Genomic DNA, 25,590 nt, shown 5'->3' with positions numbered 1-25,590 from the left:
CGCTCAGTGCTCGGCGAACGCCTGGGTGGCCCGCTGGGTCGGCCGGAGCCCGACCGATTCCAGGGCCCGCCGGTAGGCGTTCGTCGCGGAGGGTCCGTCGCCCGCGGCGTCGAAGAGGTCGCCCAGTTCGCGGGACAGCGAAGCGGTGTGCCGAGAGGCAGGGAGCCGCTCCAGCTGTGCGGCGGTGGTCCGCAGGACCGCCAGCGCCTCTTCGCGGTCGTTCTGCGCGAGCTGCGCGGACGCCAGGACGAGCTGGGCCTGGACGGCGATCGGATCGAGCTGCCGAGGAAGGGCGCCGAGGGTGCGGCGCAGGGTCGTGACGGCCTCGTCGAGCCTGTCGAGCTGGACGAGGGCCCGCGCGGACTCGATGACGCACGCGGTGGCCTCGTCGCCGTCGAGGTCGGGGGCGGCGGCCGTCAGCAGTTCGAGGGCGCGCAGGTTGTCCTGGCCGTCGCCGCGGACGAGGGCGCGGGCGCCCGCGACGCGCAGGCGGGCGCGCGAGGAGTCGCGTCCGCGGGTGGCCGCCGCGGAGAGGGCCTGCTCGGCCAGGTAGATGGCGTCGCCGAGGGCGCTTTCGGCGAGCGCGCGCCGGCTCGCCTGGTAGTACGCGTCGGCGACGTCGGAGTCGTCGGGCAGCAGCGTGGTGAGCTCGCGCGCCCGCGCGCCGTCGGCGCGGTCGAGGTGCGCGAGCAGCAGCACCCGCGCGACCTCGGCGAGGTCGGGTCCGGTGGTGAGGCCGAGGCCGGTGAGCCGGGCCAGCGCGCGCTCGCCGAGCGAGACGGCCTGGCCGAGGTCCCCGACGGCGTGGTAGCACCGGGTCAGCGCGATGACGGACGGGAGCCAGCTCGTGCGTCCGGCGTCGCGTTCGGCGAGTTCGCGCAGCTCCTCGAACCCGGCGATGGCCTCGGTGGCGCGGCCGAGCCGCTCCAGCGCGCGGGCGCGGCCCCAGCGGGCGCGCAGCGTGAGTTCCGGGTTGTCGTCGGCGCCGATGACCTCGTCGAAGCCGGCCAGGGCGTCTTCGGGGCGCCCGGCGTGCAGGGCGAGCTCGCAGTGCCGCGCGAGCACCTCGATGTGCGCGCGCTGCTCGGGCTCGATGCCTTCCGACAGGTACTCGGGAGTGCAGCCGAGCCGTTCCGACAGGAGCTTGAGCACGGCGGGGGTCGGCGTGCGCTTGCCTGACTCTATGAGTGAGATATAGCTGTCGGAAAGGTCGTGCCCGGCCAGTTGTGCCTGCGACATGCGGCGGGTCAGCCGCAGATCACGGACGCGTTCTCCAACACTGCCAGGACCCGGCATGACGACTCTCTCAACGGGGGAAGCGACGCGATTCGACGCGGCGGGGGTGTCGGTAATCGTACGCACGGGGCCTTCACGCTGAGACGCGAATAAAACCGGCTCCGTGCATTCGCCAGCGTAACCGCAGGAGTGCTCCCTGAGCCGGGCCGTATCTCACCTGTGACATAGCGGGTCAGGATCGCTGTCGCGGAGGCGGTCAAACCCGTGGATATGGCAGTGGCCCGTACCGTCCGGGTACGGGCCACTGCCTCAGCGGGTCACAGTTCCGGTGTTTCGCCCGGAGGCATCCGTTCGGCGAGCTGTCGGTGGATCTCGGCGGCCTGCCGGTGCCATTCGCCGCTCTCGGCGACGAGCTGGTCGAGTTGCGCCTGGACGCCTTCGAGCTTGAGGCGCCGCTCGTCGAGGTCGCTGTCGGTGCCGGTGGTGACGGCGGCGGCGAGTTCGGTGCGCATCTTCGGGATGGCGTCGATCATGTCGCGAAGCCGGTCTTCCAACGGGGTGGGCTTGCCCCCCGGGAAGATCATCTGGCAGACCTCGGTGTAAAGGTGGTCGGGGTAAGGCAGGAAGTTGACTTTGCGCAGCGCCTGGTCCTGGCCGGCGGACTCGGCGATGAACATCCCGTAGCCGAGGAGCCTTCCGGCGGGGGAGCGCTCGTACTTCATGTCCGTCACCTTCGACAGCGGCATCATGGCGACGTCACGGGTGATGAGTCCGCCCGACAGCAGCATGCGCTGGTTGGTGATGACGAAGTAGGCGACCGACCATTCAGCGACTTTCCACACGAACCAGGCGAGCAGGATGAGCCAGAGCCACCAGATCCCGCTGACGACGAGGCCGGAGTCGTCGCCGCCGCTCACGGTGTTGGACAGCAGTCCCGCGACGATGAGCCCGCCGAGCACGAACAGCACGGGCGTCATCAGCATCGCGGGATGTTTGCGCACGACGATGACCTGCTGCTCCTGAGGCAGCAGGTACCGGGTGATGGAGGTGGGCGCGGAGTCGCCCGGGGTCACGAGCCGCATCAGCCGAGTCCGTTCAGGAAGGTAGCGATCGAGCCGGCGACACCGGCGATGCCGGAGGCCGCACCGTTGATGAGCGTGGCCGCGCCGGCCGGCGACTGGAGTGCGTAGATCACGGCGAACGCGCCGCCGACCCACAGCAGGTGCTTCCCACTGATCACGAACCCGCCTCCCGAGGAGCTGACCGGCCACACCACAGTAGCGGTCATACCCCTCGCAAGCCCTTAGCCCACAGGCGATTCGACGGTTTTCAGGTGCCGATCCGCGGGCTCCTCTCGGCCGCGACGATCGCCAGGACGCGCAGGTGGCGGCGCGCTATCTTCTCGACGAGTTCCGGCTCGTCCGACCCGATGACGTCGCGTGCCCCGTGCAGTGCCACCGTGACGCATCTGGTGACGGTCCGCGCGGGATGGACGGCCGCGAACTCCTTGCGCAGCCTTTCGGTGACCTCTTCGTATGCCTGCTGTTCGAGAGCCATCGACGGGTCCCTTGCCTCGCCCGCCGACCCGGCGGATACCCTCGGCGGGCCGGGACGGCGAGAGGAGAGAACTACTCTCCGTGACTCATAGTTACCCCGGGGTGACGGCCGCCGAACCTTTCCGCCAGGGCACCCGAACCGGCTCGAAGGCCGATCGTCAGACGACCCCGTACAGGCGGTCTCCCGCGTCGCCCAAGCCGGGGATGATGTACCCGTTCTCGTTCAGCCGCTCGTCGACCGCCGCGGTCACGATCCGGATGGGCGTCTCCGATGGGAACGCCCGCTCCACCGCGGCGATGCCCTCGGGCGCGGCGAGCAGGGTGATGGCCGTGACGTCCCGGGCTCCGCGGTCGAAGAGCAGTTGGATCGCCGCCACAAGGGTGCCGCCGGTGGCGAGCATGGGGTCGAGCACATAGCACTGGCGTCCGGAGAGGTCGTCGGGCAGCCGGGTCGCATAGGTCTGGGCCTTCAACGAGTCCTCGTCGCGGACCATGCCGAGGAAGCCCACCTCGGCTGTCGGGATCAACCGGGTCATTCCGTCCAGCATGCCGAGGCCCGCGCGCAGGATCGGCACGACGAGCGGAACGGGCCGCGAAAGGCGGACCCCCTGGGCGGGCTGCAAGGGGGTGTCGACGGTGATCGGCGACACCCGCACGTCCCGGGTCGCCTCGTAGGCGAGAAGGGTGACGAGTTCGTCGGCCAGCCGCCGGAACGTCGGGGAGTCGGTGTTCACGTCGCGCAGCGCGGTCAGCTTGTGCGCCACCAGCGGATGGTGCACGGCAAGGATCTCCATGAGTGGCCACGCTAACAGGGATGACCCTTCCTTCCCTGGGAAGGAAAACCGCATGGAAGGCACTGACTGGAGCCCTGAGGAGATTCGGGAGAGGCTGCGCCGGAGGGCGGCGTTCCTGCGCGATCTGGCCGAGGCCCGAGAGTTGCGCCGCCGGGTCACCCCCCGCCGGTCCAAGCGCGCTCAGATACATGCGACCCTTCGCAGGAGGACGTATCGGGCCGAGTAGTGTTCTCGCAGTAAATAACTCGCTCACGCCGCACCGCGGCCTCGTGTCTGGGAGCATTCGGGTGGCACAGCACTCTGCGGCGGGTGAGGGATGACGGACACCGACACGACCGATTTCGCCGTTGTGGTCTTCCGCGAGGAGTCCAAGTGGGAGACCGAACTCCTCCCGGTGGCGCTCTCCGAGGACCTCGACGGACTGATCCATGCGCTTCGGCAGATGCCGGGCATCGGAGGCACGATCGGCCTTGTGGCGGTCGGTGATGACTTCTTCGTCGCGATCCGCATCCTGGGCGCCGAGGTTCTGGTGTTCCTGTCGGATGTGACGGCGTCGCTGGACTGGCCGCTGGCCCGCCAGGTGCTGGAGTACCTCGACATCGACCTCCCGGACGAGGACGACGACCTCGACCAGGTCCTGCCCGTCGGCGACATGTCGATCTTCGCGGACCTCGGCCTCGACGAGATGGAACTCGGCGCGATCTCCGGCGACCTCGACGCCTATCCGGACGAGATGCTCCTGTCCATCGGCGAGAAGCTCGGCTTTGCGATTCCTCTGGAGCGGGCCCTCGACAGCCTGGTGTGACGGCAGGTCACAATAGGTCTGTGCCCTATTTCGCCGCAGTCTTCGCCCAGACGGAATCCGGCTGGATCGCCACCGAGGCCGACGTCGGGATGAGCGAGCAGCCCGAGGACGTGACAGACCTGCTCCGCGAGGCGTCCCTTGAGGCGTCCGGGGAGCTCGTGGTGCTTCTGGTGGAGGACAACGACGCCTGGTTCGGTGTCGTGCGCCTCGACGGGGAAGAGGATCCGCGGGTCTTCGTCTCGGACGCGTCGGCGGCCAAGGTCGGCGGGTTGGGCGAGCTGCTGCTGGAGTTGGCGACGGACGGCCTGGAGGCGAAGGCTGACGGCGATCCCGTGGGCGATCCGACGGTGCTCGCCGACCTGGGCACGGGCGAGGACCGGCTGCTGGGCCTCGCCGACCGCGCGGTTCCGACGGACGCGATCGAGGAGATCGCCGAGAAGGCCGGCTTCGCCGACGAACTCGACTCCTTGCGTGGTTGATCTCCTGGCCGTCTTCGAAGGCTGGATGCGCGAGGCCCTCGACGAGGCCCGCGCGGCGGGCCCGGACGTGCCTATCGGCGCGGTGGTCGTCGGCCCCGAGGGCGAGATCCTGTCCCGGGCGCACAACGAGCGGGAGCTCACCGGGGATCCGACGGGGCACGCCGAGATCCTCGCCCTGCGCCGTGCCGCTGAGGCCGTCGGCGCATGGCGGCTGACTGGATGCTCTCTCGTGGTGACCCTGGAGCCTTGCACGATGTGCGCGGGCGCGGCGGTGCTGTCCCGTGTGGGCCGGATCGTCTACGGCGCGGTGGATCTGAAGGCGGGAGCCGTCGGGTCCCTCTGGGACGTCGTCAGGGACCGCCGTTTGAACCACAACCCCGAGGTGATCACCGGAATCCTGGCCGAAGAGGCGGGATACCTCCTTACCCAGTTCTTCTCTGGCCGCAGACTCGGGTAAGCTCTCCCGCGGTGGTGTCGCCTAGTGGCCGAGGGCGCGCGCCTCGAAAGCGCGTGATGGGGCAACTCATCCGAGGGTTCAAATCCCTCCACCACCGCCACCCGAAAGGGCTCTGACGTGCAGTGATGCACGACTCGGGGCCCTTTCGCCGTTTTCTGGACCCTTCTCCCGTGTGATCCGTGATCTTTATGGCTAGGATCCCGTTTGCCCCCCGGTGAGAAGAGTGCTGCCTGTGTTGCGCAAGTTTTCGGTGTTCGGAGCCGCCGCCGCGGTCCTCCTGGCACTGGTTCAAGTCCCCGCCGCCGCGGCCGAGGACGCCGCGCGGCTGAGCATCGCGGTGTCTCCCGTGAAGCCCGCCAAGGGCGAGGAGGTCACGGTCTCCGGGCTCGTCGAGGCGAGCACCGACGGTTACTTCTTTCCGTGGCCGGGCGTACAGGTCACGGTGACCATGTCCCACCCGAGCGTGAAAGAGAAGATCAGCCGCTCGTTCTCCACCAGGAGCGACGGCCTGTACTCGGTGACGTTCACCCTGCCCTACGAGGGCCCGGACCCGGTGACGTTCCGGGCCACCGCGACCGTGCATGCCGAGAAGATCTCCGCGACGGCCGAAGTCCCCCTGGACGCCCCGCCCCCGGGCCCGCGGCTGGAGATCACCGGTACCACGGTCCGGATGGACGAGTGGGGGCGGATCGTCGCCCGCGGATCGGCGAAGACGAGCCAGGCCGGCGGCAAGAAGATGCGCGCCCAGTTCCGCCTGCAGTTCTCTCGGAGCGGGAAGGCGGGCACCTGGAAGACGGTGAAGACCACCGACCTGAAGCCCGCCACGTCCAGCGGGCTGTGGCTCAAGCGCTTCGATCACGGCCGTTCGGGCTACTGGCGCTGGCTCTACCCTGGCGACGGCGTCTTCAAGAGGACGGCCGGCGAGGTCGTGAAGACGTGGAGGTGGGCCACCTACTTCACAGGATGGAAGATCACGCCGACGAAGGTGCGGTACAAGCAGAAGATCACGCTCAGCGGACGCCTCTGGGAGTACACGGGCCGGAACACCAAGCGCGGCGTCCGCCACCAGAACTTGCGCTTCTACTTCACCTGCGACAAGACGGGCGAAGGGAAGGAGTGGTACTCCGACTACAGTTTCGCCCGCACCGACGCCCACGGCCGCTTCTCCAAGACCGAGAAGGCGATCTGCACAGGAGAGGTCATCGCCGTCTACCCGGGCCGCAAGGGCCGCTTCGCCTCCGAGACGAGGCGCATCCGGCTGAGCGTGACCGGCTCCCCCTACCGCGCGCCGACCTCCTGACCGCACGGGGGAACACACGGAAAGGCCCCCGGCAGTCGTGTTGCCGGGGGCCGAAGCGCTCGTTCAGATCTGGTTCGCCCGGATTCGGGAGGCGAGGCGTCCGAACTGGCGACGGGTCACATCAAGGGCTGCGCCATCGGGGTTCTTGCTGTCGCGAATCCCGACGCGGCCACGCATCTCCGCGAGTTCCACGCAGTCGTTGCCTGTGGCGGTGCTGTAGCTGCTCTTGCGCCAGTTCAAAGGGTTCATGGCCTGGACCTCTAAGGGTGGGCGGCGGTCCTGATCAGTTCCGCCGATTCGTTCGGTGACAGAGCGATCTTGCTCAGCTGCTCAAGCGCCACACTACAGGCGGTGACCTTTCGTGGTTGCTCAACGTACACGGTCCCCATGAAACCTTCGACGTATGCGACGTCCGGGTCCAGTTCGGAGGCGAAATGGAAGAGTGTGCACGGGCCGTCGAGTCCCAGGTGGGCGCCGGTCGATCTGGGGAGCACCTGGACCGTGACCATCGGCCGTTCGGCCTCGCTCGCGACGCGGAGCAGTTGGGCGCGCATGACCGCGTGGCCGCCGATCGGACGTTCCAGCACCGACTCGTCGATGATGGCGTGGAAGCGCGGCGGGTTGGGGCGGGACAGGATCGTCTGGCGTGCCATGCGGGCGCGCAGCCGCTGCTCAAGCTCCAATTCCGTGAGTCCGGCGGTGCTCATGATCGCCCTCGCGTACTCCGGGGTCTGGAGTAGCCCGGGAATGAGAGAGGGCATCCAAACGCCGATTTCGGACGCCTCATCCTCCAGCGCGACGTAGGGCCCCGTCAGTACGCCGGTGAAGTCGGTCCACCAGTTCCGCTGGTCGGCTTCGCGGGCGAGGGTCAGGATCGCGTCGCGGTCGGGGCTTTCGACGCCGTAGACGTCGAGAAGATTGCCGACGTCGCCTTCGCTCACTTTGTTCCGCGCCGACTCGATGTACGACAGTTTTTGCTGTGACCAGCCGAAACGTCCAGCTACGGCCGTCTGGCTGAGATTGGCCGTTTCTCGGGCGTCCTTGAGGATCCGCGCGAGCCGTCGGGCCCGCACGGACGGGATGTAGGTCGGCGTCGTCATGGCGCAATCCTCACGGTTCGTCCAGATTTGCAGCTTCAGTCGGTCGGATTGAGGCAAGCAGTTTGTTGATATCCCTAGACCACAGGGATAACAACGTGCACTATCTCGTTACATCCGACTACTGCAAGCTACGCAACGGTGGACCGCCATGAACGAGGAATCGCGAAAGACACAGGCCAGACGCCCGCGAGCCAGTCTCATCGGCTACATGCGGCTCAAGCCTGATCTGCGGATGCCGGCGCGGGCGCGGGACTGGGCGGCGCACCTCGCCGGTCGGCTCGCCGAGCCTGAGGAGATCGACACGTTGCGGCTCCTCACCTCGGAGCTCGCGACGAACGCGCTCAAGCACGGGGGCGCCACCGGGATCGTCCGGGTCGCGCTGCTGCGGAGCCCGAGCGGCCTGCGCGTGGAGGTCACCGACGAGGGTGGCGGCGTCCCGGAGTGCCGCACCGCCTCGGACGACGACGAAGACGGCCGCGGCCTCTTCCTCCTCGACGCGCTCGCCCGCTCCTGGGGCCACGCCCCCGGCTTCGACGGGCGCGGCACCACGGTCTGGTTCGAGATCGACGCCAAGGCGTCCGCCTAGCGCGCGGTGGGCGGGCCTTCCCACGACCCCCGCCCGCCGCGCCCTCACCAACGAGAACGGCCCCGGCCCGCTGCGGCAACAGCGGGAGCCCCGGGGCCTCGGCCAGGAAGACAGTCCTGACTTATGCACGATCGTAGCGAGACCAGGCCCGTGCCCACGTGCGGCATCACCATCCCGGACGGGATCGCGGCACACCCCGTCCCCCACGAGGGAGACCGGCCCGTGGCGACCGCCCGCCCCCACATGACCGTCACCGGCTCCGGCTCCTGGACCGCCACCGACCGGATCCCCGCCCACCTGCTCCGTCCAGGCCGGACCACCCCGCAACCCCCCGACATCCCCACCCTCCTGGCCGCCTTCCCCGAAGTGGCGACCATCTTCTGGGGCAATTCCACCCAGGTCTGGCGTGCGCTAGTCCATGTCAACGGACGCGACGACTGGGTCACCGCCGACACCCTCGAACACCTCGGCCACGCACTCTGGGGCCTCCTGCGCAGCCGCCGCCCGGCCCCGCCCGCGCCGCGGCAGCAGTTCCGCGCGTCCCCACCGCAGGCCCCGGCCGATCCGCGCCCCGCGCCGGGCCCACGCCCCGTCCCGGTCGCGCCGCCGCGACCCGGCCTCCTCACCCGCCTGGGCGACCGCGTCCGCTTCTGGCGCGCCGCCTGACCTCGCGAAAGGAGCCCCATGCCCATCCGCTGGTACGTCGGCGGCGAGTCACGGCCCCGCTCACCGAAGCCGAGAGCGCCCAACTCAACGCCTACATCGACCGCCGAGGCGGCCCCGCCTCCTACGGGAACCGCCCACCCCGCCTTTGACGCCGTCAGCGAGCACCGTAGGTGTCGGGGAAACGGCCGTAGGAGCGGATGACGCTGCGGGACGGCATCTTCGTCCAGAGCTTCATGAGCTTGCCCAACGGCTTGGCGTTCGCCGGGACCGCCGTCGCCGCGAGCCGAACGGGCAGGGAGTACGACGCGAACTCGCCCGAACGGTAAGCGGGCGATGCCTGTACCGAGCCCTCGGCCGTGCCGTAGGAGACGTAGTAGTCGCCCGTGCAGAAGGCCTTCGTCTTGAAGGAGTAGCGGCCGGCCTTGTCGGTGCGCGTCTTGGCCACGCGGTAGATCTTGCGGGGGCCTGCGCAGTCCATGAGCAGCCAGACGCTCCGTCCGGCGGCCGGGCCCTTCTTCGTCAGGCTCGACCAGGCGCCCATCTTGCCGGAGACCTTCACGGTCTTCCCATAGGCGGCCCTGCGCAGGCTGATCTTGGGCTGAGCGAAGTACGTGCTCCACCTGCGCAGGTCGAAGACCTTGCTGGCGACGGGGGACGTCTGGCCGTCGTCGATCGAGACCAGCCGCCAGTAGGCCGAGCGGGGAGCGGGCAGCTCCCATGTCATCGACATCCCGTCCTTGTCCCGGTTGGTCTTGTAGTCCGTCCAGCGCACCCCGTCGAAGGAGCGCTGGAGCAGGAACTCGTTGATATCCGGGCCCTGTTCGAGGAAGTACCCCATGGACACGCGGAGACCGCCGTATTGGTCGTAGAGCATCTTGAGGTCGAGGAAGTCGACCGGGATCCTCTTCTTCGCGACCAGCTCCGTCCCGTCCGCCGCCTGCCAGGTCGCCGACGCGGTGAGATAGCTCCGGAAGACTTCGGTCCAGCTGATCTGGAAGGCGCCCTTCGTGTCGGTCGTCACCGTGTCGCGCCGCACGGAGCCGGTCGCGCCGCTGACGGCGAGCACGACCTTCTCACCGGGCATCGGGACGCCGTCCGGGCTCTCCAAGGAGCCGGACAGCGTCAACTCGGGATCCGGCCAGAGCGGCTCGCTATGCGCGGCCAGGCGGGTGGGGGACACCTCAAGGCTCAGGACGCCCGCAGGCGCCCGCCCGCCCGACTCGGCCGAGGCGGGCACACCCGAGAGAAGCGCGACGGACACCAGCAGCGAGCAGCAAGAAACCACAAGACGCGACACAGGGGGGGCATCCATATGCAAGTGATCAAAGATCCGGCGAGTATACAGATCGTCCCTCGGGACGCGCCCTCGCCCTTTCATGCCATAAGCGCCTAAGGGTGTCAGAGGTCCAGGACGCGGGCGTGGAGGACGGTGCGCTGGTGGAGGGCGGCGCGGAGGGCCCGGTGAAGGCCGTCTTCGAGGTAGAAGTCGCCTTGCCAGTGGACGACGTGGGGGAAGAGGTCGCCGTAGAAGGTGGAGTCCTTGGCCAAGAGGGAGTGGAGGTCGAGTTCGCGCTTGGTGGTGGTGAGCTCGTCCAGGCGGATCTGGCGCGGGGGGATCTTGGCCCAGTCCCGAGGCTGGAGTCCGTGGTCGGGGTAGGGGCGTCCGTCGCCCACCGCTTTGAAGATCACGGATCGGAGTCTAGGGCTCGGGCTGTAGGGCGGTCATCAGTGCACGCTCCTAGATCGAGCCCTTGAACGTATTGCAACGCGACGGATCACCGGAGGAATACCCCTCGGTCAACCATTTCGTCCGCTGCGCGGAGGTGCCGTGCGTGAAGGCGTCAGGGCGGACGTAGCCCTGCGAGCGGGACTGGATCCGGTCGTCGCCGACGGCCTGCGCCGCGCTCAGCGCCTGGTCGAGATCCCGCTGAGTGATCTGCGCCAGATATCCGGTCTGGACGGCGTTGCGCATCCAGACGCCCGCGTAGCAGTCGGCCTGGAGCTCCATCCGCACCGCGGGACTGGAAGCCCCCGACGTGCCTTGCTGGACCTTGTTCATCACACCCAGGAGATTCTGTACGTGGTGCCCGTACTCGTGGCCGATCACGTAGGCCTTGGCGGCGTCTCCGCCCTCGGCGCCGTACTTGGCCTGCAGGTCGTCGAAGAAGGTGAGGTCCAGGTACACCTTCTGGTCGGCGGGGCAGTAGAAGGGACCCACCTCTGCCGTCGCGTAACCGCAGGCCGTCTGTGTGCCGCCTTCGAAGAGCTGGGTCTTGGCCTGCGTGTAGGTGAGGCCGCTGTTGGCGAACACCTTCGCCCAGTAGTCCTGGATGCTGTTGACGACGCCCACCACGAGGCAGTCGCCTCCCTGCTCGGCGTCGACGCCCGTCAGGCACTTCTTCTGGACGTCGCTCGCCTCCTGGACCTCCTGCGGCGCCTGCTGTGGCTGCTGGGCATACTGTCCCTGCTCGAATGGGTTCGTCCCGAAGAAGATCGCCGCGAGCAGACCGAGGATGCCGATAAGGCCGCCGCCCATCGCCACGTTCCGGCCCCGCCCCCCTCCCCGGTTCACCTCGACCTGGGACGGGTCCAGCCGCACGTCGTCATTGAAGTCCACGCAATTTCAGATAGCCATAGAAGTGTCGTGATAAGCCCTGTAAAACATCTGGCTATCCCGAAATAGGCAGCAAAACGCCCGACCGCGCGAGGGCGGCCGGGCGTTCTGGCGTATCTCCTTAGGGGGCGCTGAGGGCCGCCGTGGGGGAGAGGCGGGCCGCCCGCGTCGCCGGGTAGAGCCCCGCGAGCGCGCCGATCAGCAGCGTCACGCCCAGCGCGGCGGGCAGCGACCACAGCGGGATGGCGACCGGCCAGCCCCGCGAGACCGCGTAGGCGGCGGTGATCGCCGTCGACAGCAGCGTCCCGCCCACCCCGCCCAGCGCCGACAGCAGCAGCGACTCGGTGAGGAACTGGGCGAGGACATGCCTACGGGTCGCACCCAGCGCGCGGCGAAGCCCGATCTCCGCCCGACGCTCCAACACCGAGATGATCATCGTGTTGGCCACGCCGACCCCGCCGACCAGCAGCGCGACGGCGCCCAGCCCGAGTAGGAGCCCGGTGAAGGCGCGGTCCGTGGCCTGCCGGGCCGCCAGCGCGTCCGACGGGCGGGACACGTCGACCTCACCGGGCGCCTCCGGGTTCGCCGTCGCCGCCAGCACCGCGCGGACGTCCTCCACATGCGCGTCGCCCGTCCTGGTGTAGACGGACGTCGGACGGCCGTCGAACCCCAGCCGCTCCCGTGCCGCGGGCCAACCGACGAGCGCCGCGGAGTCCAGCTCCGGAGCCAGCTCGACCGGCGCGAGCACGCCGACGACCGTGAACCACTCGCCGCCGAGCAGCACCCGGCCGCCCGGGGCGCCGATCCCGAGCCGCCGCGCCGCGTCCGCGCCCAGCACCGTCGCCGGATACCGAGCCGTGGCCGCGTTCAGCCACGTCCCCGCCGCGACGCGGGCGCTCACCGTGCCGGGCAGGTCGAGATGGGCCGCCTGGACGGACAGGCCGCCGCTCTGTGCCTCGGGGATGCGGTCCGATCGGTAGGCCTTGGAGTCCGGGACGATCCCGGTCGCCGCGACCCTGCGGACCGGGCCGATCCGGGAGACCATCGCCACCGACTCCTCGGGCAGCACGGCGGTCTCGCCGAACATCGTCTGGCCCGGCGCGGCGGTCAGCAGGTCCGTGCCGAGCGCGGCGAGCGCCCGGTCGACCTCGGCCCGGCCCGACGAGGAGACCCCGAGCACCGAGACCATCGCGGCGATCCCGAGGGCGATGCCCAGCGCGCTAAGGAAAGCGCGCATCTTGCGGGAGCGCAGGCCGACCGCACCCGTGCGCAGCACGTCCCGGGGGAGCAGCCGCGACGGCGGCGGGGACTCGACGGTCACGGGACCAGCCCTCCGTCCCGCATCGCGAACCGGCGCGGCAGCTCCGCGGCGATCTCCTGGTCGTGCGTGATCACCACGACCGCCGTCCCCGCCGCGTGCAGCTCGCGCAGGACCTCCATCACGCCCGCGCCGGACACCGAATCGAGGTTGCCGGTCGGCTCATCGGCCAGCAGGAGCGCCGGATCGCCGACGACCGCGCGGGCGATCGCCACCCGCTGCCGCTCCCCGCCCGACAGCTCCGCCGGCCGGTGCCGCAGCCGCGCACCGAGTCCCACCCGGACCAGCGCCCGCTCCGCTCGCGCCAGCCGCTCGCGCAGCGGGACCCCCGCGTACAGGAGCCCGTCGGCGACGTTGTCGAGCGCGGAGCGGCCCGCGGTCAGATGGAACTGCTGGAAGACGAAGCCGATCCGGTGCGCCCGCAGGGCCGAGAGCCTCCCGTCAGACAAGCGGGACACCTCCTGCCCGGCGACACGCACGATCCCTTCGGACGGCCTGTCGAGCGTGCCCATCAGGTTCAGCATCGTGGACTTGCCCGAGCCCGAAGGCCCGACGATGCCTACGAACTCGTCCTGGCCGATCGACAGGGAGACGTCACGGACGGCCGCCACACCTCCGCTGTACACCTTGCTCACCCCGACGAGCTCCACGACCTGCGTCATTCGGGCACCCCCACGACGTCGCCTTCGGCCAGGCCGGAGGAGGTCACCTCGACGAGTCCGCCCGCGAACATTCCCGTCTCCACAGCGACGACCTCGGTACGGCCGCCTTCCACGACCTCCACTCCGTAGCCGCCTTCCGCGAGGGCAAGGAGAGCGCCTACCGGGACGGCCAAGACGTTCTCGCGTACCTCCGCGGTGAAGGCGACCGTCACGGACGCCTCATTGAGGGAACCCACATCCTTCGGCTCGTCCAAGGCGATCGTCACCTCCAGCCCCGTCTCCGGATCCGAACGCTCGTCCTCGGCCGGGGTCACCACCGTCTCGACGTCGGTGATCCGTCCCGTCGTCGTCTTGTCGTCGGGAAGGGTGATGCCGACCTTCGCGCCCTTCTTGGCCAGGCGCTGGTCGTCCACCGAGAGGGAGACGGTGACGGCTCGCTCCCGGCCCGTCAGCGCGAGGACCTCCGAGCCGGGCCGGACGACATCGCCCTTGTCGGCCTGGACGGAACGGACCCGGGAAGCCCCGTCGGCGTAGTGGACGCGGGCCGGATCGAGCGTCCCGGTCTCCTCCAGGCCCAGGTCGTCCTGCCAGTCCCGGACCGCCGAAGCCGTCGCGGAGGTGAACTCCTTGTCGACCGTGAAGCCCCGGTAGCCCAAAGCCCACAGGTTCTTCTCGAACTGGAGGACATCGCGTCCGGACGAACCCGAAGACAGGACACGGTAGGCGGGCAGGCTGCCGTAGAGGAGAACGACAGGGTCGTCATCGACCCGGTACAGGGTCCCGCCCCTGCGTACCGTGCTTCCGGACTTCGCCGTTCCCGTCAAGGTGCCCGACAGGCCGGACGCCACGTTGATGTCGTCGCCATGGCCGAGCGTGCCGGACTCGTCCTGCGTGTCGCGCAGGGTCTGCCGGACGACCGCCGCCGTCGCGGGCGGAAGCACGCTCTCGCTTTCGGGGGACTCGCCACCGCGCGCGCCCAGCGCGGCGGCCGAAGCCGCCACCGCGCCCGACACGGCGAGGACGGCTCCCACGGCGAGCAGCAGCCGCCGCATCAGTTCTTCTCCTCGACCCGCGGACCGGCGTCGGCCGGCTCGCACTTCTCCTGCGCGGCCTTGAACGCGGGATCGTCCGGGTTCACTCCGCTGTCCGGAGTGATGGCGATGCCGCCCTCGGCGTTCGGGTCGGGGAAGCCGGGCACCCCGTTCTCACGCATGCAGCGGGCCATCTCCCGCGTCCGCTCCAGCCGCTCCGCGTCCGGCTTGCCCATCGTGCCGCCGCTCGGCATGAGCTTGCGGCACTCCTCCTGCGCCGCGTCGACCTTGGCCTTGTCCATGCCCTTGGGGATCGTCAGCTTGATGTTGACGTGGCCCTCGGCGTCGGTCTCGGGGTCCTCCATCGGCACGCCGTGCTCCCGCATGCAGGCCGCGTAGGCCACGGGCGAACCTTCCTGCGCGGCGGCGGACGCCGTCGACGTCGGCGTGCCCCCGGCCGTCGCGATTCCGGGGGACTCCTCGGCGCCGCAGGCCGCGGCACCGAACATGAGGAGGCCGAGTGCGAAGCCCGTCATCAGGCGCATCTTCTGCCCTTCCGGCCGGGAACCTCCCGGCCTTCCGCAGCGCAGTAGATCGAGCCGGGCGTTACCCGGCGGTTTCCGAACGCCTTAACGCCGAGGCAACGGCCGCGCCGGTATCGATGGGCCATGCGCATCCTTGTGGTGGAGGACGAACCCCTGCTCGCCGACGCCGTCGCCGAATGGCTGCGCGGCGACGCCCACGCCGTCGACATCGCGAGCGACGGCGGCGCGGCACTGGAGCGGATCGGCGTGCACGACTACGACGTCGTGGTGCTGGACCGCGACCTTCCCGTCGTGCACGGCGACGACGTCTGCCGCGCCCTGGCCCCCGGAGCCGCACGCGTGCTCATGCTGACCGCCGCGGCCGACGTGCCCGCCCGGGTCGCCGGCCTCGCGCTCGGCGCCGACGACTACCTGACGAAGCCCTTCGCCTTCGCCGAACTCGCCGCCCGCGTCACCGCGCTCGGCAGACGGGGCGGCGGCGACCGCCCGCCCGTCCTGGAACGGGCCGGGATCCGGCTCGACCCGCACCGTCGTGAAGTCTTCCGGGACGGGCGGTATGTCGCGCTGTCCCGCAAGGAGTTCGCCGTACTCGCCGAGCTGCTGCGCGCCGACGGCGGCGTCGTCTCCGCCGAGAGGCTGCTGGAGAAGGCGTGGGACGAGCACGCCGACCCCTTCACGGGGGCGGTCCGCGTCGCGGTGCTCAAACTCCGCCGCAAACTCGGCGAACCCGCCGTGATCTTCACAGAGCCGGGAGCGGGGTACCGGATCCCATGAGGTCTCCGCTGCACGCGCGCATGACGATCCGGATGCGGCTCACCGCGGTGTTCGGCGGGCTCTTCGTGCTCGCCGGAGTCGTCCTCCTGGTCGTCACCTATGCCCTGGTCGCGGCGAATCTGCCCAGAGACCAGAAGGTGATCACGAAGAGCGGATTCCTGACCGACGGTGCGGGCGGCATGGTGCCCCAGGTCCAGGAGTTCAGGCAGCTCCAGGCGGCTCAGAACGACGTCCTGGGGTCCCTGCTGACCCAGGGGGCGATCGCCCTCGTCATCGTCGGGACCGCCGCCGTCGCGTTCGGGTGGCTGCTCGCCGGACGGGTCCTGCAACCACTCCAGCGGGTCACCGAGACCGCGCGGCGCATCGCCCACGCTCCCGCCGCCGACCGCGGCCTGCACGAGCGGATCGGGCTCACCGGGCCGCGCGATGAAGTGGCCGAACTCGCCGACACCTTCGACCTCATGCTCGAAAGGCTCGACGCCTCCTTCGACGGCCAGCGCCGTTTCATCGCCGACGCCTCACACGAGCTGCGCACCCCGCTCACCCTCAACCGGGCGCTCCTTGAGGTCGCCGTGCACCGGCGGAACGCCTCAGCCGAGGTGCGCCAGCTCGGCGAGACCCTCCTGGAGATCAACGCGCGGCACGAAAGGCTCATCGAGGGACTGCTGCTGCTCGCCCGCTCCGACGCCGAGATCGCCGAGCGGGCCTACCTCGACGTCGCCGACATCGCCGAGCACGTCGCCGTGTGCGTTCCGCGTGAAGGGGTCGGCCTTGAGGTGCGGCTGGACGAGGCGCCCGCGATCGGGGACGCGGTGCTGCTGGAACGGCTCGTCCAGAACCTCGTGGAGAACGCCGTCCGCCACAACCTGCCGGAGGGCGGGCGGGTAGAGGTCGTCACGGGGACGGGGCCGGAGGGCGCGGCTTACCTGAGCGTCTCCAACACGGGGCCTGTCGTACCCGCGTATGAGATCCCCGCTCTGTTCACGCCCTTCCATCGGCGTAACAAGAGTCGCCTGCACGCACCCGGGGCGGGGCTCGGGCTTTCGATCGTGAGGTCCCTCGTCCAGGCGCACGGGGCCAGGCTGCGAACGGTGCCGGGCGGGTCCGGCGGGCTCGTCCACACCGTGGTGTTCCCGCCCGTCCCGGGGGCGCTGCGCGGATCAGCCGCCGAGCGAGGCGTAGTCGTGGACCCGGGAGCACCAGCGGGCGAGGAGCGGACGGTCGTGGCCCACGGCAAGGAGGGCCGCGCCTGACTCCGCCCGGTACTCCTCGACGACGGAGACGAGAGCGGCCGTCGTCGAGGCGTCGAGCATGGCCGTCATCTCGTCGCAGATGAGCAGGGAGGGGCCGAGGACGAGCGCGCGCGCGACGCAGGCCCGCTGGAGTTGGCCGTCGCTGACCTCGTGGGGACGGCGCACCAGGAGGTCGGGGGTGAGCCCGACCCGCTCGGCGAGGGGCCGGACCTTCCGCTCCACGGCCGCGCGGTCACCGCGACTGACGGCCTTCGACGCCCGCAGCGGCTCGGCGATGAGATCGGCGAGGGACAGCCGGGGGTCGGCCGCCGTGCGGGGCTGCTGGAAGACCAGGCCCACGGACGTCCGCTGGGCGCGCGAGGCCCGGTAGCGCCAACCCGTCGCGGGCGCGCCCGACAGGACGACCTCGCCGGAGGCCGGGCGGTGGAGGAGCGCGGCCACCCTGGCGAGCGTGGACTTGCCGCAGCCGCTCGGGCCGAGCAGGGCGGCCGACTCGCCGGCCCCGATCGTCAGCGAGACGCCCCGGACGACAGGGGGACGGCCCGGATACCCGGCGGTGATCGAGCGGAGCTCTAGCGCGCTTGACGTGGTGGTCTTAGCGGACGGCATCGGTCGACTCCCCGACGGCATATGCGGACGAACCGGAATTCTCTTCGGGGCGTGACGGAATGTCAGTGGGGCGTGGCAGTGTGTGGGAACCGGCCGGGTGATGGCAGGCCGGGCGGTGGTCGCGGTGGGTGAGGAGGGGGATTTCGGTGGTGCACACAGAGGTCGCGGCAGGGCAGCGGGCGGCGAAGGCGCAGCCCGGCGGCAGGTCGTCCAGGGCGGGCGGCATGCCGGGCACGGGAGTGAACGCCCGGGTCGGCAGGGCGTCGAGAAGACCCCGCGCATACGGGTGCCGGGGGCCGGGGGAGCCGAAGAACGCGGCCGCGTCGGCGATCTCCACGATCCGTCCGGCGTACATCACGGCCACCCTGTCGGCCACCTGCTCGGCGGCCGTCAGATCATGCGTGATGAGGAGCAGGGAACGGCCCGCGTCGACGAGTCCGCGCAACTCGGCGGCCATCCGATCGATCAGGTCGCGGTCCAATCCCGTCGTCGGCTCGTCGGCCAGCAGCAGGGGCGCGTCGGCGACGAGGGCGAGCGCGGCGGCCGCCCGCTGGGCGAGGCCGCCGGACAGCTCGTGCGGGTACAGATCGAGGTGGTCGGCGGGGAAGAGGGCGCGTTCGGCGGCCGCAAGGACGGCGGCCCGCCTGTCGGCCTCGGGGGTGAGCTCCCGGATCGTCTCGGCGAGCTGGGAGCGGATCGTGCGGACGGGCGTCAGATGGTTCGCCGGGCTCTGCGGGATCAGGCCGACGCGCCGCCCGCGGACACTTCCCGCGAGCACGGATTCGGAGGCGCCCAGCAGGTCGAGGCCGTCGTCCAGACGCGCGCTGCCCGCGACGCCGGCGTTGCCGGGCAGCAGGCCGAGCAGCGCAGAGGCCAGCACGGACTTCCCGCACCCGCTCTCGCCGACCAGCGCGAGGCACTCGCCGGGAGCGAGATCGAACGCCGCATCGGAGACCGCGGAGACCTCCCGCCACGCCTTCTCCCGCCGGACGGCGAACCTGACAGAAAGACCGCGGACCTCCAACAGCGGCCGCGCCTCGCCGGAGCCCTGCGGCGCGATGCCGTCGGCAGGGCGCGCGGTGCGCGAGGGGTCGGGCGGGGTCACAGCATCAGCTCCGATCGGCGGCGCGGGTTCAGGCGCTCCCGCCAGGCGCCCGCGAGCCCGGCGATCGCGAGGGTGGGCACGATGATGAAGAGCCCGGGAAAGAGCGTCGGCCACCAGTCGCCCGCAAGGAGCGTGCCGCGCGCGTCGGAGATCATGTTGCCGAGGCTCGCCTGGTGGGAGGGCAGGCCGAGGCCGAGGAACGACAGCGCGGTCTCGTGCCAGATCGCGTGCGGCACCAGCAGCACCGCCGCCAGGCCCGCCTGCGGCAGTACGGCCGGGACGAGGTGCCGGGTCGCCACCCGCAGCCGGGAGGCCCCGCCGGAGATCGCCGCGTCCACGAACGGGCGCGAGCGCAGCGACAGCACCTCCGCGCGGACGATCCGGGTCGTCGACAGCCAGTGCGTCAGCCCGATCGACATGACCACCGGCCAGACCCCGGGGCGGAACAGCGCGACGATGAAGATGCCGAGCATCAGGTGCGGCACGGCCGAGAACGTGTCGACCACGCGCATCACCAGCCGGTCCGCCCGCCCGCCGAACAGGCCCGCGGTCGCGCCCACGGCGGTGCCGATCACCGCCGCGCCGAACGCCGCGACCAGCCCGACCAACAGCGAGACGCGCAGCCCGTACACGCAGCGCAGCAGTACGTCCCTGCCGTTGCCGTCGGTCCCGAAGGGGTGCCGCCACGAGGGCGGCTGGAGGGTGCTGCGCAGATCCACGGCCTGCTGGTCCAGCGGGAAGAGCACCGGCACGCACAGCACGGCCAGCGCGATCAGCAACACCAGCACGGCGGACACCCGGAACCGCACCGCATGCCGGCCCGCCTCGCCGCGCCGCCCCGGGCGCCCATTCCGGGCACTCCTGACAGCGTCCTTCGCGGCGGCCCGCGCGTTCCTCGCGGGCGCGCTCCGCGTGGGTGCCCCGCTCACGGGCACGCCTTCCGAGCACCCGGGCGCGCACCGGGACGGCGGGCGGCCGGGGGTGGCGCTTGGTCGTGTCGGGTGGTCGCGGGAACGGTGGGGGCCGGGTGGGAGGTCACAGGTCCTCCAGGGAGACGCGGGGGTCGGCGAGGCCGTAGAGGATGTCGGAGAGGAGGTTGCCGAGGAGGACGGCCGCGGCGGCGAGGGTGGTCACCGAGGCGAGCAGCGGGAAGTCCGCGGCCATCGCCGCCTCGGAGGTGGCCGAGGCGAGGCCGGGCCAGCTGAACACCGTCTCGATGAGCAGCACTCCCGTGATCACCTCGGGCGTCCGGGTGCCGATCAGGGCGAGGACCGGCAGGAGGCCGGAGCGCAGCGCGTGGCCGAACAGCACGGTGCGCTCGCGCAGCCCCCGGGCGCGCGCACCGCGCACGGGGTCCTCGGCGAGCGCGTCGGACACCCCTTGGCGGACATAGAGCAGGAACCATGGCATTTGGGAGATCGCGAGCACGACAGCGGGCAGGACCAGGTGTTCGGCGACCCCGCCGAACGTCGTCTCGTCGCTGCCCGGGTCGGTGAGGCCGCCCGCGGGAAGCCAGCCGAGCCGCAGCGCGAACAGCCAGATCGCGAGCAGCCCGACCCAGAAGGACGGAGCGGCCTCCAACGTGTAGGCCAGCGACGTCGCCGCGCGGTCGATCAGGCCGCCGGGACGCCGCGCCGCCGCGACGCCCAGCGCCACCGAGACGGCGACGGCGAGCGCGAGCCCGACCGCGCACAGCAGCGCGGTCCAGCCCAGCCGGGCGCCGAGCACCTCGGACACGGGCTGGCGGTACGTGCTGGACACGCCGAGATCACCGGTGAAAGCGGAGGTGAGCCAGTTCCACCACTGATGCCAGAACGGCACATCGACGCCGAGGTTGCGGGCCACCTGGTCGAGGGTCTCCTGGGACGCGGCGAGCCCCGCCGACCCCAGGTACTGCTGCACGGGATCGAACGGGGAGACCGCGGCGAGCGCGAACACCCCGAACGTCACCGCCCCCAGCACAGGCACCGCCGCGACCAGCCGCCTCCCGACCAACCGCCCCAGCGGCCCCGCCAGCCCCCGCCCTCCCCGAGCCGAGCCCTTGACGGGCCCCCGGCGCGAACCGCGGGCGGCTTCGGCCGGCCCCTGGCTCGGCATCTTCCCGGCAGAGCCCCTGACGGAAGTCTGGCGTGGATCGTGCGTGGCTTCGGTCGGTACCTGGCTCGGCATCTTCCTGACCGGGCCCTGGATGGAACCTTGGCACGGATCGTGCGGTTCCTGGCTCGGCTTCTTCCCTGCCGGGCCCTCGGCGGGGTCCTGGCGCGGATCGCGGGCGGCTTCGATCGGTTCCTGGCTCGGGTTCGCGTCGGCGGGGCTCCCGACGGGGTTCTGGTGTGGAACATGGGCGGCGTCGGTCGGCACCCGGCTTGGCCTCTGCTCGGCCGGGTGCTCGACGGGGCCCCGGTGCGGGTCGAATGGGGCTTCGGCGGGTACCTGGCTCTGGGTTTGCGTGGTCGGGGGTTCGGTCGAATCCGGGCGCGGGCCGGGGGCGGCGTCGGCGTTCGCGGGAAGGGTGTGCGGGGGCGGGTCGGGGGAGTCGGTGCGGGTGCTCGCTGCGGAGTCGTCGGCGTCGGGGGGTCGGGGGAGGCCGGGGTCGGGTGGCGGGGTCACTGGGGGAGGGACCAGTCCTGGAGGTTCCACCAGGGGCCGCCGGCCAGGCCGTGGTCGTGCGGCTCGACCTGCGTGGAGAGGCCGGTGTAGCCGTCGGCCATGACGTACACGTGATCGATGAAGGTGAGGAACGTGTAGCTCGGATCGTCGGCGAACCGCTCCTGGACGGTGTCGTAGGCGACCTTGCGCTCCGTCTCGTCGCTGCTCTCGCGGCCGAGCTCCAGGGCCTGGTCGACGGACTCGTCGGCGTAGTGCGGCATGTTGTTCCAGCCGTCGCCGCCGAGGCCGGAGTACAGCGCCGGGTAGAGGTCGAAGTCGGGGTCGAACCCGTTGCCGCCGCCCGCGAGCATCGCGTCCGCACCGAGCAGCGGCTGCACGACCTCGCGGGTGCCCGCCTGCACCTTCGCCTCGATCCCGATCCTCTTGGCGTCCGAGGCGTAGGCGAGCGCGTGGTCCTGGCGGAGTTTGTCGCCGGAGAAGTACCAGAGCGTGAACGACGCGCGCCGCCCGTCCTTCTCCCGGACGCCGTCATCGCCGAGCCTCCATCCCGCGTCTTCGAGGATCCGGGCGGCCTTCGCCTCGTCGCGGGTGGGCTTGGCGCCCTGCAGGAACCATGTGCTGTCGTCGGGGATCGCGCCGTAGGCGGGGCGGCCGGCCCCCTTCAGGATCGACTCGACCATGAGGTCCCGGTCGACGGCGAGGTTGAGGGCCTGCCGGATCGCCTTGTCGCCCGTCACGGGATTGCCGGTCGGCAGGGTGACCGCGCGGTAGTCGACGGACTCGGCGTTGAGCACGGTCATGCCGTCGAGGTCGCGGAACGGCTCGGCGACCGACGGCGGAAGGGCGGCCCCGTCGAGTTCGCCCGCGCGCAGCCGGGTCGCGCGGACGTCGTCGTCGGCGATGAACGCGACCGTGACATCGGTGATCTCCGGCGCGCCGCCCCAGTAGTCGGGGTTCGCCTTGAGCGTCAGCTTCTCGCCTTTGCGCCAGGACGCGAGCGTGTACGGGCCGGTTCCGATGGGCGCGGAATTGTAGGAGCCGGTGTTCGGGTCCTGCCCGCCCGCGTCCTGCGCGGACGCGATCGGCAGGACGGTCCGCTCGACGAACGGGGTGTACGGGTACTTCAGCGTGAAGACCACCCGGTGTGAGCCGCTGGCCTCGACCTTCTCGATCGCGGCGAGTTCACTCGCGTAGGCGTTGTTGGTCTTCTCGTCGAGGATCGTGGTGTAGGTGAAGACGACGTCGGCGGCGGTGAACGGCTTGCCGTCGCTGAAGGTGACGCCTTCGCGGAGCCGGTAGGTGTACGTCAGGCCGTCGTCGGAGACCTCGGGCAGTTCGGTCGCGAGCGCGGGTTCCAGCTTCATCTGCTGGTTCCGCTGGAGGAGGCCGTCGAAGATCTTGGAGTTGCCGTCCTTGCCGTAGCCGAGCAGCGGGCTCAGGCTCTCCGGCTCGTAGGAGACCCCGATCGTGAGCGACGCATCGGCGGCGCCGGAGGGCGCGGAGGATGAGCAGGCGGCGAGGCCGACCAGCAGCATGGACGCCGCGACCGCGACCGTCCCCGTCTTCCACAGATGCACCCGAAGGTCCCGCCTCTCACTCGTTATTGCGATAACCTCGCAATAGCTATGAGGCCACAGCATAGGACACCAAACCTGCCCAGTCAGGCACCTATCCCCGTTGCGAGACCGCGATTCCCCACGGTTTCACGTGAAACATAGATCCCCCCGCAACACAGCCGACGCCATGCGAACGAGCCCGCGCGCCGAGGGTGCGGCGTCGCGTCTTGAGATGGCGCAGACGGTGCCGTTGCGGGCGAAGTCGGGTATGTGGATGTGACGTTGGGGTCAGGGGGGTGGGGTCAGGGCCACTCGGGCGGCGCGGAGGGCTGCGAGGAGTTTGCGCAGGCGGGACGGGCGGGGGACGGGGGTGAAGGAGGGGAGGGCGTCGAGGTGGCGTTGGAGCCGGATGAAGGACTCGATCTGGCGTTGGAGGGAGGGGAGGTCGGTGAGGGAGGCGTCGTGCGGGGTCTCGGCGAGGAGGTACTGGGGGGCGGTGACGAGGCAGACCGCGGGGATGCGGTGCTCGTAGAGGGGTTCGCCCTCGCCGAAGTGGACGAGCGGACCCGGCGCGCAGACCTCCGTCGGGGCCGGTGCCGGGCCCGTCCACTCCGCCAGGGCGAGGTCGCGGAGCTGCCGGGTCGTCGCGTAGAGGAGTTCGGGCTCCAGGGCGCCGGTCGGGCCGTAGCCGCCCGTCGCGGGGTCGTCGGCGAACTCGCGGGCGCCCAGATGCTCAACGACGAGGCCCGCCACGGCGCGGGACCGGCCCGGACCGCCCTTCCACAGTTCCGGATGGGCCTCCAGCCAGGCCGTCGTCGCCTGCCCGTGCGCGGTCACCGCGGGAATGCGCAGGTGGCCCGAGGTCAGCACGAACACGAGACGCCGCCGGTGCGGCCGGGACACGGCGTCCCGCACCATCTCGACAAGCCCGATATGCCCGTTCTCCTCGACCGCGTTGACCCCGTCGCTGTGCGACACGATGAGCACCGACTCCTCGGCCTCCATCGCGGCCCCCCTGCCCGGCCCGTCCGAGTCCGCCGAAGACGACGGGAGGGGGGCGGGTTCGGAGACCGCCCATAGGGTCTCGGCCTCGGCGTGCTCGGTGAGGACCGCGTCGAGGACGAGCCGGCCTTCGGCGCCCGCCTTCGCGGCGGCCAGGACGCGGTCGCCCGCCTCGCCCGCCACCCAGACGGCGGGCAGATCGCGGTAGGGGAAGGTGAAGGGCAGGTACTGGCCTTGGGCGTTGCCCGGGGACAGGCCGCGCCATACCGCGATCACCCCGAGCACCCCCGCCTTGCGGGCGGCGGCCAGCGACGGGCCGAAGAGCGTGGCGGTGACCACGGGGTTGGCGACCGGGGGACGCGCGGTGTCGCCGTCCTCCCAGCCGCCGACGAGCAGATCGAAGGGCACCTCGCGGTGCGGCACCTCGACCACCGCGATCCCGCCGCGCGCCCGGCGCCAGTGCCGGACCAGGCCGTCGAGCAGGTGCAGCCGCCCGGAGACCCCCTCCGGGCCCGTCGTCCCGGAGTAGGGGTACGGCGCGGAGACCGCGATGCCGCGCCCGTCCACCTCAAGGCGGACGGAACCCTCCGGCGCCTCCCAGCGGGTGAAGGCGTGCCGGTCCCGGTGCACTTCGAGACCGAACGCCGCCCACCGGGCCGCCACGTCCTCCACCAGCGCCCGGTGGGCCGCCGAGCCCGTCGGACGGGTGCCCAGACCCACGAGGAACCCGACCTGCTCCTCCAGCGAACCGATGTCCATACGCCCTCCTCGCGGTCTGGTCCCGGCCGGACCACCGGACCCGGTCACTCCTCCGGCGGGAGCAGGACCTTGTCGATCACGTGGACCGTGGCGTTGCCCGTCCTGATGTTGCCACAGAGGACCTTCGCGCCACTGATGTCGTAGGCGCCGTTCGCGCCTCCGACCTTCAGGGTGGTGCCGCGCAGCGTCTCCAGCTCGCCCGAGCCCAGGTCCTCGGGCCCGTGCCTGCCCTCGACGATGAGGTTCATGAGGATGCCGGTGAGGACCATGCCGTCGTCCATGTCGGACTTCTTGACCGTGGACCAAGCGGCGTTGCTCGGCGCGAACACCGTGATCTCCGGCGCGGTGTCGAGGGTCTCGACCATTCCGGCCTTGCGCACCGCCGAGGCGAACGAGGCCAGCTCCGGGCTGTCGGCCAGCGCCGTCACCACGGGCCGGGCCGCCATCGCGGTGAGGCTCGCGCCCGTGGCCCCCTGGAGCGCGGCGCACCCGGTGCCGAAGGTCTGCGGCAGGGCCTCGGCCGGCACCGCGACCGCCGCGGGAGCCTGGCTCGTCGCGGCCTTCTCCCCCTTGCCCGCGGCCTCCTGGGCCTGCCCGCCGCACCCCGCGACACCCGCCAGCATGACGGCGCCCGCCGCCAGCACACCAAGTTTCATGATCCCCCCGAATCGCCCGTCTCCGGCCTTCCCCGCTGTCGGCTCGGCCGATGATCAAGCCCGTTCCCGCCCTTTCCTCCCTTCACACCCGCACCCGGCGATCCACCCGGAAACTCC

Annotated in this window: 28 protein-coding genes, 1 tRNA gene and 1 pseudogene; 9 read left to right on the top strand and 21 right to left on the bottom strand. The window is 71.0% G+C overall.

The window, feature by feature from the left end:
- Positions 1–3: 3 nt before the first annotated feature.
- The 5 genes and pseudogenes from ACYVOM_RS22245 to upp all read right to left on the bottom strand — a co-directional run bounded on the left by ACYVOM_RS22245 (position 4) and on the right by upp (position 3,586).
- Complete coding sequence (locus tag ACYVOM_RS22245) at positions 4–1,296, bottom strand: helix-turn-helix domain-containing protein (RefSeq protein WP_460305382.1); 1,293 nt, start codon at positions 1,294–1,296, stop codon at positions 4–6.
- 512 nt (positions 1,297–1,808) lie between these two features.
- Positions 1,809–2,318: pseudogene (locus ACYVOM_RS22240) on the bottom strand (PH domain-containing protein); the annotation flags it as partial.
- Positions 2,318–2,476 (bottom strand): hypothetical protein, encoded by a 159-nt coding sequence (locus tag ACYVOM_RS22235; protein ID WP_460305381.1) that lies wholly within the window; start codon positions 2,474–2,476, stop codon positions 2,318–2,320. The pseudogene ACYVOM_RS22240 and the gene ACYVOM_RS22235, both read right to left, overlap by 1 nt.
- 89 nt (positions 2,477–2,565) lie before the next feature.
- Entirely contained in the window at positions 2,566–2,793 is a 228-nt protein-coding gene (locus tag ACYVOM_RS22230; RefSeq protein ID WP_123669672.1) for a three-helix bundle dimerization domain-containing protein, read from the bottom strand.
- 157 nt (positions 2,794–2,950) lie between these two features.
- Positions 2,951–3,586 (bottom strand): uracil phosphoribosyltransferase, encoded by a 636-nt coding sequence (gene upp / locus ACYVOM_RS22225; protein WP_460305380.1) that lies wholly within the window; start codon positions 3,584–3,586, stop codon positions 2,951–2,953.
- A gap of 316 nt (positions 3,587–3,902) precedes the next feature.
- Here upp and ACYVOM_RS22220 point away from each other — a divergent pair, with 316 nt between their 5' ends.
- The 5 genes from ACYVOM_RS22220 to ACYVOM_RS22200 all read left to right on the top strand — a co-directional run bounded on the left by ACYVOM_RS22220 (position 3,903) and on the right by ACYVOM_RS22200 (position 6,627).
- Positions 3,903–4,391, top strand: coding sequence for a tRNA adenosine deaminase-associated protein (locus ACYVOM_RS22220; protein ID WP_460305379.1), 489 nt, complete (start codon positions 3,903–3,905; stop codon positions 4,389–4,391).
- 20 nt (positions 4,392–4,411) lie between these two features.
- Positions 4,412–4,870 (top strand): tRNA adenosine deaminase-associated protein, encoded by a 459-nt coding sequence (locus tag ACYVOM_RS22215; protein ID WP_460305378.1) that lies wholly within the window; start codon positions 4,412–4,414, stop codon positions 4,868–4,870.
- Between the two features lie 25 nt (positions 4,871–4,895).
- On the top strand, positions 4,896–5,327 hold the full coding sequence (locus tag ACYVOM_RS22210) for a nucleoside deaminase (RefSeq protein WP_460305424.1): 432 nt from the start codon (positions 4,896–4,898) through the stop codon (positions 5,325–5,327).
- A 10-nt stretch (positions 5,328–5,337) separates the two neighbouring features.
- Positions 5,338–5,427: transfer RNA gene (locus ACYVOM_RS22205), tRNA-Ser, on the top strand.
- A 132-nt stretch (positions 5,428–5,559) separates the two neighbouring features.
- Positions 5,560–6,627: a hypothetical protein gene (locus ACYVOM_RS22200; RefSeq protein WP_460305377.1), complete on the top strand. Its 1,068-nt coding sequence runs from the start codon at positions 5,560–5,562 to the stop codon at positions 6,625–6,627.
- Between the two features lie 63 nt (positions 6,628–6,690).
- On the opposite strand, the gene ACYVOM_RS22195 is transcribed toward ACYVOM_RS22200, so the two are convergent.
- Both ACYVOM_RS22195 and ACYVOM_RS22190 read right to left on the bottom strand, forming a co-directional pair.
- On the bottom strand, positions 6,691–6,876 hold the full coding sequence (locus tag ACYVOM_RS22195) for a DUF397 domain-containing protein (RefSeq protein WP_460305376.1): 186 nt from the start codon (positions 6,874–6,876) through the stop codon (positions 6,691–6,693).
- An 11-nt stretch (positions 6,877–6,887) separates the two neighbouring features.
- Entirely contained in the window at positions 6,888–7,727 is an 840-nt protein-coding gene (locus tag ACYVOM_RS22190; protein WP_460305375.1) for a helix-turn-helix domain-containing protein, read from the bottom strand.
- Positions 7,728–7,935: 208 nt separating this feature from the next.
- Here ACYVOM_RS22190 and ACYVOM_RS22185 point away from each other — a divergent pair, with 208 nt between their 5' ends.
- Together ACYVOM_RS22185 and ACYVOM_RS22180 are read left to right on the top strand one after the other, a co-directional pair.
- Positions 7,936–8,313, top strand: a complete 378-nt coding sequence (locus ACYVOM_RS22185; RefSeq protein WP_460305374.1) for an ATP-binding protein — start codon at positions 7,936–7,938, stop codon at positions 8,311–8,313.
- A gap of 123 nt (positions 8,314–8,436) precedes the next feature.
- Positions 8,437–8,979, top strand: coding sequence for a hypothetical protein (locus tag ACYVOM_RS22180; RefSeq protein ID WP_460305373.1), 543 nt, complete (start codon positions 8,437–8,439; stop codon positions 8,977–8,979).
- Positions 8,980–9,133: 154 nt separating this feature from the next.
- Here the strand turns inward: ACYVOM_RS22180 and ACYVOM_RS22175 are convergent, their stop codons facing one another.
- The 7 genes from ACYVOM_RS22175 to ACYVOM_RS22145 form a co-directional block, all read right to left on the bottom strand.
- On the bottom strand, positions 9,134–10,240 hold the full coding sequence (locus ACYVOM_RS22175) for a carboxypeptidase-like regulatory domain-containing protein (RefSeq protein ID WP_460305372.1): 1,107 nt from the start codon (positions 10,238–10,240) through the stop codon (positions 9,134–9,136).
- 137 nt (positions 10,241–10,377) lie between these two features.
- On the bottom strand, positions 10,378–10,668 hold the full coding sequence (locus ACYVOM_RS22170) for a type II toxin-antitoxin system VapB family antitoxin (protein WP_460305371.1): 291 nt from the start codon (positions 10,666–10,668) through the stop codon (positions 10,378–10,380).
- Positions 10,669–10,717: 49 nt separating this feature from the next.
- Positions 10,718–11,596, bottom strand: coding sequence for a KPN_02809 family neutral zinc metallopeptidase (gene ypfJ / locus ACYVOM_RS22165; protein ID WP_460305370.1), 879 nt, complete (start codon positions 11,594–11,596; stop codon positions 10,718–10,720).
- A gap of 118 nt (positions 11,597–11,714) precedes the next feature.
- Positions 11,715–12,914, bottom strand: a complete 1,200-nt coding sequence (locus ACYVOM_RS22160; RefSeq protein WP_460305369.1) for an ABC transporter permease — start codon at positions 12,912–12,914, stop codon at positions 11,715–11,717.
- Entirely contained in the window at positions 12,911–13,573 is a 663-nt protein-coding gene (locus tag ACYVOM_RS22155; RefSeq protein WP_460305368.1) for an ABC transporter ATP-binding protein, read from the bottom strand. Before ACYVOM_RS22155 ends, ACYVOM_RS22160 begins: the two co-directional genes overlap by 4 nt.
- On the bottom strand, positions 13,570–14,625 hold the full coding sequence (locus tag ACYVOM_RS22150) for an efflux RND transporter periplasmic adaptor subunit (RefSeq protein WP_460305367.1): 1,056 nt from the start codon (positions 14,623–14,625) through the stop codon (positions 13,570–13,572). Before ACYVOM_RS22150 ends, ACYVOM_RS22155 begins: the two co-directional genes overlap by 4 nt.
- A complete protein-coding gene (locus tag ACYVOM_RS22145) occupies positions 14,625–15,140 on the bottom strand; it encodes a hypothetical protein (RefSeq protein ID WP_460305366.1) in 516 nt (171 codons plus the stop codon). The genes ACYVOM_RS22150 and ACYVOM_RS22145 overlap by 1 nt, the downstream gene beginning before the upstream one ends.
- Before the next feature lie 132 nt (positions 15,141–15,272).
- On the opposite strand from ACYVOM_RS22145, the gene ACYVOM_RS22140 reads away from it, so the two are divergent.
- Together ACYVOM_RS22140 and ACYVOM_RS22135 are read left to right on the top strand one after the other, a co-directional pair.
- Positions 15,273–15,923 (top strand): response regulator transcription factor, encoded by a 651-nt coding sequence (locus tag ACYVOM_RS22140; RefSeq protein WP_460305365.1) that lies wholly within the window; start codon positions 15,273–15,275, stop codon positions 15,921–15,923.
- Positions 15,920–17,176 (top strand): sensor histidine kinase, encoded by a 1,257-nt coding sequence (locus ACYVOM_RS22135; protein WP_460305364.1) that lies wholly within the window; start codon positions 15,920–15,922, stop codon positions 17,174–17,176. The genes ACYVOM_RS22140 and ACYVOM_RS22135 overlap by 4 nt, the downstream gene beginning before the upstream one ends.
- On the opposite strand, the gene ACYVOM_RS22130 is transcribed toward ACYVOM_RS22135, so the two are convergent.
- The 7 genes from ACYVOM_RS22130 to ACYVOM_RS22100 form a co-directional block, all read right to left on the bottom strand.
- Complete coding sequence (locus ACYVOM_RS22130; RefSeq protein WP_460305363.1) at positions 17,084–17,785, bottom strand: ABC transporter ATP-binding protein; 702 nt, start codon at positions 17,783–17,785, stop codon at positions 17,084–17,086. The genes ACYVOM_RS22135 and ACYVOM_RS22130 overlap by 93 nt on opposite strands.
- The gene (locus tag ACYVOM_RS22125; RefSeq protein WP_460305362.1) at positions 17,772–18,890 is read right to left on the bottom strand and encodes an ABC transporter ATP-binding protein; all 1,119 of its coding nucleotides are present in this window, start codon (positions 18,888–18,890) and stop codon (positions 17,772–17,774) included. The genes ACYVOM_RS22130 and ACYVOM_RS22125 overlap by 14 nt, the downstream gene beginning before the upstream one ends.
- Positions 18,887–19,678 carry an ABC transporter permease gene (locus ACYVOM_RS22120; protein WP_460305361.1) on the bottom strand — a complete coding sequence of 264 codons (792 nt, stop codon included), beginning with the start codon at positions 19,676–19,678 and terminating at the stop codon, positions 18,887–18,889. The genes ACYVOM_RS22125 and ACYVOM_RS22120 overlap by 4 nt, the downstream gene beginning before the upstream one ends.
- A 247-nt stretch (positions 19,679–19,925) precedes the next feature.
- Positions 19,926–20,885 (bottom strand): ABC transporter permease, encoded by a 960-nt coding sequence (locus ACYVOM_RS22115; RefSeq protein WP_460305360.1) that lies wholly within the window; start codon positions 20,883–20,885, stop codon positions 19,926–19,928.
- A gap of 611 nt (positions 20,886–21,496) precedes the next feature.
- Positions 21,497–23,077, bottom strand: coding sequence for an ABC transporter substrate-binding protein (locus tag ACYVOM_RS22110; RefSeq protein WP_460305359.1), 1,581 nt, complete (start codon positions 23,075–23,077; stop codon positions 21,497–21,499).
- A gap of 267 nt (positions 23,078–23,344) precedes the next feature.
- Positions 23,345–24,817: a hypothetical protein gene (locus ACYVOM_RS22105; protein ID WP_460305358.1), complete on the bottom strand. Its 1,473-nt coding sequence runs from the start codon at positions 24,815–24,817 to the stop codon at positions 23,345–23,347.
- A 44-nt stretch (positions 24,818–24,861) separates the two neighbouring features.
- Entirely contained in the window at positions 24,862–25,473 is a 612-nt protein-coding gene (locus tag ACYVOM_RS22100) for a fasciclin domain-containing protein (RefSeq protein ID WP_460305357.1), read from the bottom strand.
- Between the last annotated feature and the right edge of the window lie 117 nt (positions 25,474–25,590).

The organism is Actinocorallia aurea, from assembly GCF_054783995.1.
Note: the sequence above shows the minus strand (reverse complement) of the source record. Positions and strands in the feature narration are given on the sequence as shown.